This window comes from Streptomyces lycii, from assembly GCF_009735685.1.
GTDB classification, from domain to species: Bacteria; Actinomycetota; Actinomycetes; order Streptomycetales; family Streptomycetaceae; genus Streptomyces; species Streptomyces lycii.
Window position 1 is genome coordinate 1 of the sequence record NZ_WHPN01000198.1, and the last position, 7056, is coordinate 7056.

Below are 7056 nucleotides of genomic sequence, written 5' to 3' on the forward strand. Positions count from 1 at the left end.
ACATGGGTGGTGTCCGGGTCGTACGAGGTGTACGAGGTGTACGGGGCCGCGGGCGGGACGGGCGGTGCCGCCTGCCCGTGCTGTCCGTACCGCGCGGCCCGGCCGTGCTGCCCGTGGGGCGCTGTCTGTCCGTGGGGCGGCGTCTGTCCGTGCTGTCCGTACTGCGCGGCCCCGCTGTGCTGCCCGTGCTGCCCGTGCCGGGCGGGCTGTTCGGGCGGCAGCGGGGCCTGGAGGGGCAGATGGGCCGTGTCCGCCGACGACCAGGCGGCGGACGGGGGCGGCGTGGCGCCGTGGGCGTGGTCCTGGTGGGTCGGGCCCTGCCAGACCTGGGTGTCCGGGTCGCGGGGCTCGGGCCGGCCCGGGAACGGCTCGCGGGCGTACGGGTCGTAGGGGCTCTGCGGCTGGTCGGTCATGGTGTCGCGGTCATCCTCCTGCGAACGGCGGGAGCACCTCGACCGTGCCGCCCTCGGCCAGTGTGACGGTGTCGTGGGCCCGTGTCCCGACCGGGGAGCCGTCCACGAGGAACGAACACCTCAGCAGCACGCGCGCGAACTCCGGGCGGGAGCCGTGCCGGTGCCGCGCCGCGTCCAGGGCCTCCGCGAGCGTGTCCGCCTCGTACGGCTCCTCGGGGGTCCCGGCGGCGGACTTGGCCGCGGCCCAGTAGCGAATTGTGCCAGCGGCCACGCGGAGCTCCGTTTCGTCGTGGGGAGTCGTGGAGGTCGGAAGTCGTGGAAAGCGGGAGTCGTGCAAAGCGGAAGTCGGAGTCGGGTGTCGGAGTCGGGGGTTGAAGTCGGGTCGGTCGGTCGGTCCGGGTGCCGGGTGCCGGGTTCCCGGACCGGCTGCCGGGCGGATCCGGGCCCGGCCCGTGCCGGGAGCCGGGCGCCCGGGCGGGCGCGGCACTCCGTGACGCGGGACTCCATGATGCCGGGTCGGGCCGCGGCTCCGGTGCCCCGTCCCGGTTCCGGCCGCTCACGGGGGCGGTTCGGGCGGTTCTCACGGCCGCCGGCCCGGCCATGTCGCCGCCCCGGCCGCGGCCGTCAGCCGACGTCTCCCCGCCCGCCACCGCCGCCCGGCCGCGCACCGTCTGCTCGTGCACCATCCGTTCGCGCACCGTCCGCCCGGGTGCGGTCCGCCCAGGCGTCCTCCGTCCGCACACCGTCCGCCCGGTCGTCCTCCGCCCGCACACCGTCCGGCCGTGGGTCCTCCGCCCGCCCCCCGCCGCCGTCCGGCCGTGGGTCCTCCGCCCAGGTGCCGGACAGCCAGTCGCCGATGCGGGACAGCAGCGGTTCGCCGACCGCGTTCTCCGCGTGGCCCAGTCCCCGTTCGAGCCACAGTTCGGCCGCGCCGTCGGGGGCCGCCGCGAGCAGGGAGCGCGGGTGGTCCTCCGGGAAGTACGCGTCCCGGTCGCCGTGGACGATCAGCAGCGGGACCGGGGCGATCAGCGGCACCGCCTCCACCGGGGAGAGCGGCACCGGATCCCAGTCCCGGGTGTGGATGCGGGTGCGCAGCCCGAGCCGGCCCACGAGGCGGCCCACCGGCCGGGTGATGACCCAGTGCACGCGGCGCATCGGCGCCGTGCCCCGGTAGTACCAGCGCGCCGGAGCGCTCACGGCGACGACCGCGTCCGTACGCGCTTCCGTGCGCCCCTCCGTGCGCCTCTGGCCGGATCCATCGGGTGATCCGCCCGCCGCGCCGTCCGGCGGAGGCCCCGCTTCCGAGGCGTTGGGCCCGTACAGCGCCGCGTGCCGCAGCACGACCGAGCCGCCCATCGAGAAACCGACCGTCGCCACCCGCCGGTGTCCGAGCGAACGCGCCCAGCGCACCGCCGCGGCCAGATCCAGCACCTCCCGGTCACCCACCGTGGACCGGCCCCCGGAACCGCCGTGCCCCCGGAAGGAGAAGGTGACCACGGCCGCACGCTCGGCGAACACCGACGCCACCCGGCGCACGGCGGGACGGCCGAGGGCGCCGGTGAAACCGTGCGCGACGACGATCACCGGCTGCTCACCGGGGCCGGCCGGGCCGCCGCCGGAGGGTCCGCCGCCGCCCGCGCGGGGCGTGTACGCGGCCTCGATCCGTACGCCGTCGTCCGCCGTCAGCACCGTCCGGCGCGCCCCTCCCGCGGCTGCCCGGCGGCCACCCCGCGTGACCGGCGGAACACGCGAAGGTGCGGATTCAGCCTCCGCTTCTGCTCTCATGTGGGCTATTCTGCTTCGGAAGAGGACTCGGGCAGCGACGCCCCCGGGTCCTTTCGCGCTTTCAGGGCTCCCTGGAGCGGGTCCTCCCCGGCCCGCCCGGCCGGACCGGGAACGCGCCGCACGATGCAGTACAGAGCAGTGCCGCATACGTCCTCGCAGGGACCGGGAGGAACCGACGTAATGGGCAAGCGAAACGCGCGGAGCCGCAAGGACCGCACACCCGGGCACCATTTCCGGGCGACGCACGTCGCCACGGCCGAGAGGAGCCCGCGATGAGTTCGCTGCTGCTTCTGACCAACGCCCTCCAGCCCTCCACGGAGGTGCTTCCGGCCCTGGGACTGCTGCTGCACAACGTGCGGGTGGCCCCCGCCGAGGGCCCGGCGCTCGTGGACACCCCCGGTGCCGACGTCATCCTCGTCGACGGCCGCCGGGACCTCCCGCAGGTCCGCTCCCTCTGCCAGCTGCTCCGGTCCACCGGTCCCGGCTGCCCGCTGCTGCTCGTCGTCACCGAGGGCGGCCTCGCCGCCGTCACGGCCGAGTGGGGCGTCGACGACGTGCTGCTCGACACGGCGGGACCCGCCGAGGTCGAGGCCCGGCTGCGGCTCGCGACCGGCCGCCGGCAGATCACCGGCGACGACAGCCCGATGGAGATCCGCAACGGTGATCTCTCGGTGGACGAGGCGACGTACAGCGCGAAGCTCAAGGGCCGGGTCCTGGACCTGACCTTCAAGGAGTTCGAGCTGCTGAAGTACCTCGCCCAGCACCCGGGCCGGGTCTTCACCCGCGCCCAGCTCCTCCAGGAGGTCTGGGGCTACGACTACTTCGGCGGCACCCGGACGGTCGACGTGCACGTACGGCGGCTGCGCGCCAAGCTCGGCCCCGAGCACGAGTCGCTGATCGGCACCGTACGGAATGTCGGCTACCGCTTCGTTGTCCCGGAGAAGGTCGAGCGGGCCGCCGAGGAGGCCAAGGCGGAGGCCGAGCGCACGGCGCGGTCCGCGGCCGCCGCCCGCGAGCGGGCCGGGCGGTCGCCGGCGGCGCCGACCCCGTCCGTACGTCCGTCCGAGGGGTGACCGGACCCGCGTAGACTGCCGCGCGTGGCCAAGGTGACGCGTGACGATGTGGCAAGGCTGGCGGGGACCTCGACCGCGGTGGTCAGCTACGTCATCAACAACGGACCGAGGCCGGTCGCCCCGGCCACCCGCGAGCGGGTCCTGACCGCGATCAGAGAGCTCGGCTACCGGCCGGACCGCGTCGCCCAGGCGATGGCCAGCCGGCGCACCGACCTCATAGGGCTGATCGTGCCGGACGCGCGGCAGCCGTTCTTCGCGGAGATGGCGCACGCGGTGGAGCAGGCGGCGGCCGACCGCGGAAAGATGGTCCTGGTCGGCAACTCCGACTATCTGGACGAGCGCGAGGTGCACTACCTGCGCGCCTTCCTCGGCATGCGCGTCTCCGGCCTGATCCTCATCAGCCAGGGCCCGAGCGAACACGCGGCGATCGAGATAGACGCCTGGGACGCGCGCGTGGTGCTGCTGCACCGGCGGCCGGACGCGATCGACGACGTCGCCGTCGTCACCGACGACGTCGGCGGCGCGCAGCTCGCGACCCGGCATCTGCTGGAACACGGGCTGGAGTACGTCGCCTGTCTCGGCGGTGTGGAGTCGACCCCCGTCATCGGCGACCCCGTCACCGACCATGTCGAGGGCTGGCGGCGGGCCATGCGCGAGGCCGGGCGCTCCACGGACGGCCGGCTCTTCCAGGCCCCGTACAACCGCTACGACGCCTACCGGGTCGCGCTCGGCATCCTGGCCGGCCCCGACCGGCCGCCGGGCATCGTGTGCACCACGGACGACCAGGCGATCGGCGTGCTCCGGGCGGCCCGGGAGCTGCGGATCGACGTGCCGGGCGAGCTGGCCGTCGCCGGGTTCGACGACGTGAAGGAGGCGGCGCTCACGGACCCGCCGCTGACCACGGTCGCCTCCGACCGGGAGGCGATGGCCCGGGCCGCGGTGGACCTGGTGCTGGACGACTCGCTGCGGGTCGCGGGCGGGCGGCGGGAGCGGCTGAAGCAGTTCCCGTCCCGGCTGGTCGTGCGGCGCTCCTGCGGCTGCGGCTAGCGCCCCCGGTACGACACGCGGCGCACTCCGCGCCGCTGCGCCCGGCTCCGTCCGTGCGCGGCGCACTCCGCGCTGCGCCCGGCTCCGTCCGTGCCACGGCTCCGGGCGGTGTGCGGCTTCGTACGGCGTCCGGCTGCGTCCGTGCCACGGCTCCGCGGGTCCGCGCGGGATCCGGCTCCGTACGGCGTCCGGCTGCGTGTCACGGCTGCCGCCCGGGTCCCGCGGCGCCCCGCTCCGAGCCCCGGCCCGGCCCCCGTACGGCTGCGTACGGCTCGCACGTCCCCGTTCCGTGCCCCGGCGGCGGGGTCGGTCCTTATACCGGCCATACAGCCTTTTACCAGGCTTCTCAGGGCGTTCTCAGAGAAATCTCATGCCCGGCGCGCACCGTCGGGGACATGAGCGATCAGCGTACGTACCCCGAGCGGCCCCTGTCCGACCCGCCGCCGGTGCCGCCCGTACCCGGGCGGCCCGCCCACGAGCCCCCCTTCACCACCCCGGACGGGACCACCGTGTGGCCCGGGACGCCCGCCCCGGCCGCCGGTGCCGGTGACGGCCGCGCCGGCCCCGTCCCGCCGCCCGTTCCCGCCGCCGGAGCACATGGTGGCCCGGGGGCTCCTGCCCCGCGCGCGGGGCAGGGGCACCGCCGGCGCCGGGTCCGCGGGCCGGTCGGGATCGTCGCCGCCGCGGCCCTCGTCGCCGGTCTGGCCGGCGGCGGTTCGGGCTGGCTGGCCGGCGAGCTGAGCGACGGTTCCGCCGCCGGCGGCACCTCGGTCACCGGGACGAACGCCGCGGCCGGTGCCACGGACGGCACCGTCTCCTCGGTGGCCGCCGCGGTCACCCCGAGCGTGGTCGAGATCAGCGCCGAGTCCGCCTCGGGGCAGACCACCGGTTCCGGTGTCGTCACGACCGCCGACGGCGAGATCCTCACCAACAACCACGTGGTCTCCGGCGCCTCCACGATCAAGGTCACGTTCAGCGACGGAAAAACGGCGACCGCCGAGATCGTCGGCGGCGAGCCGGACCTCGACATCGCGCTGATCAAGGCCGAGGGTGTCGACGGGCTGAAGCCCGCCGCGCTCGGCGACTCGGAATCGGTCCGGGTCGGCGACCAGGTCGTCGCGATCGGCTCCCCGGAGGGCCTGACCGGCACCGTCACCAGCGGCATCGTCTCCGCGCTCGACCGCGACGTCACCGTGCAGCGGGAGGACGGCGACCAGCGGCAGCGGCTGCCCGGGCAGGGCGGCGACCACTGGCCGTTCGAGTTCGACGGCGGCGAGTACAACGGCGAGGTCGGGTCCGACACCACCACCTACCAGGCCATCCAGACCGACGCCTCGCTGAACCCCGGCAACTCCGGAGGTGCCCTCGTCGACATGAACGGCCGCGTCATCGGCATCAACTCGGCCATGTATGCCCCCAGCTCCGCCGCGGGCACCTCGTCGAGCAGCGCCGGCAGCGTGGGCCTGGGCTTCGCGATCCCGGTGGACGACGTGGAGAAGGTCCTGGACGACCTCCGGGCGGGCGACGGCGGCTGACCGGGAGCGGGGCGGGTGACGGCGGCTGACCCGGGCGGGGGCGGGTGACGGCGGCTGACCCGGGCGGGGGCGGGTCACGGCGGCTGACCCGGAGCAGGCGGTTCCGCCGTCCGCCGTGATCGCCCGGAACCGGGGCCGTCCCGCCCGGCCGCCGCTGCGCGGGGCGGTTCCGCCGTGACCGCCCGGGCACGGCAGCGGCACCGTGCCCGGGGCCTCGCCCTGTGCCAGTCTGGCCGGAGCCGGGCGCACCCCCGGAGCGGCAGCGCGAGCAGCGGCGCGGAGCCGGAAACGGCGCGGTGCGAGACAGCGCGGCAGTGTGAGACAGCGCGGCAGTGCGAGAAGCAGCGGCAGAGCGAGAAGCAGAGGTCCCCGTACATGAATCCCGCCGACGGCGAACACCGCGAGCACCGCGAGCACCGCGAGCACCGGGAACACCGGGAACACCGGGAACACCGGGAACACCGCGTCCTGATCGTCGACGACGAGCCCGCCGTGCGTGAGGCGCTCCGGCGCAGCCTCGCCTTCGAGGGGTACGGCACGGAACTCGCCGTCGACGGTCTGGACGCGCTGGAGAAGACGGCGGCGTACGACCCCGATCTGGTGCTGCTCGACGTCCTCATGCCGCGCATGGACGGCCTCACCGCCGCCCGCCGGCTGCGGGCGAACGGGCGGACGGTGCCGATCCTCATGCTCACCGCCCGGGACACCGTCGGCGACCGGGTCACCGGGCTCGACGCGGGCGCCGACGACTACCTCGTGAAACCGTTCGAGCTGGACGAACTGCTGGCCCGGGTCCGTGCGCTGCTGCGCCGCAGCTCGTACGCGACGGCCGCCGCCGAGGAGGAGGGGCGGCCGCAGGGCGTGCTGACGTTCGCGGATCTGCGGATGGACCCGGCGACGCGCGAGGTGTTCCGCGGCGACCGGCCGGTGGAGCTGACGCGCACCGAGTTCACGCTGCTGGAGATGTTCCTGGCACACCCCCGGCAGGTGCTCACCCGGGAGCAGATCCTGAAGGCCGTCTGGGGCTTCGACTTCGAACCCAGCTCGAACTCCCTGGACGTGTACGTGATGTATCTGCGGCGGAAGACCGAGGCGGGCGGTGAACCGCGCCTGGTGCACACCGTGCGCGGGGTGGGCTACGCGCTGCGCGAGGGCGGTACGGAATGACGGGCCCGGCCGCGCCCGGTCCCACGGGGCCGCCCG

5 protein-coding genes and 2 pseudogenes are annotated in these 7056 nt (G+C 75.2%); 4 read left to right on the forward strand and 3 right to left on the reverse strand.

Going from position 1 to position 7056, the window contains the following annotated elements; translation table 11 throughout:
- The 3 genes and pseudogenes from GCU69_RS07990 to GCU69_RS08000 form a co-directional block, all read right to left on the reverse strand.
- Positions 1-413 (reverse strand): annotated as a pseudogene (locus tag GCU69_RS07990) (hypothetical protein); the annotation flags it as partial.
- 10 nt (positions 414-423) lie between these two features.
- On the reverse strand, positions 424-684 hold the full coding sequence (locus GCU69_RS07995; protein WP_098753061.1) for a MoaD/ThiS family protein: 261 nt from the start codon (positions 682-684) through the stop codon (positions 424-426).
- Positions 685-1259: 575 nt separating this feature from the next.
- Positions 1260-2198: pseudogene (locus tag GCU69_RS08000) on the reverse strand (alpha/beta hydrolase family protein); the annotation flags it as partial.
- A 272-nt stretch (positions 2199-2470) separates the two neighbouring features.
- On the opposite strand from GCU69_RS08000, the gene GCU69_RS08005 reads away from it, so the two are divergent.
- From GCU69_RS08005 to GCU69_RS08020, 4 genes are all read left to right on the forward strand, one after another.
- Positions 2471-3271, forward strand: coding sequence for a response regulator transcription factor (locus GCU69_RS08005; protein WP_098753060.1), 801 nt, complete (start codon positions 2471-2473; stop codon positions 3269-3271).
- A gap of 24 nt (positions 3272-3295) precedes the next feature.
- A complete protein-coding gene (locus GCU69_RS08010) occupies positions 3296-4318 on the forward strand; it encodes a LacI family DNA-binding transcriptional regulator (protein ID WP_098753059.1) in 1023 nt (340 codons plus the stop codon).
- A gap of 395 nt (positions 4319-4713) precedes the next feature.
- Entirely contained in the window at positions 4714-5853 is a 1140-nt protein-coding gene (locus GCU69_RS08015) for a S1C family serine protease (RefSeq protein WP_156205514.1), read from the forward strand.
- 375 nt (positions 5854-6228) lie between these two features.
- Positions 6229-7020, forward strand: a complete 792-nt coding sequence (locus GCU69_RS08020) for a response regulator transcription factor (protein WP_235978311.1) — start codon at positions 6229-6231, stop codon at positions 7018-7020.
- Positions 7021-7056 lie beyond the last annotated feature (36 nt).

What these genes read in the sequence shown, in the direction of transcription:
- GCU69_RS08005 (WP_098753060.1), top strand. Translation starts at nt 2,471, where the DNA reads ATGAGTTCGCTGCTGCTTCTGACCAACGCCCTCCAGCCCTCCACGGAG.
- GCU69_RS08015 (WP_156205514.1), top strand. Translation starts at nt 4,714, where the DNA reads ATGAGCGATCAGCGTACGTACCCCGAGCGGCCCCTGTCCGACCCGCCG.
- GCU69_RS08020 (WP_235978311.1), top strand. Translation starts at nt 6,229, where the DNA reads ATGAATCCCGCCGACGGCGAACACCGCGAGCACCGCGAGCACCGCGAG.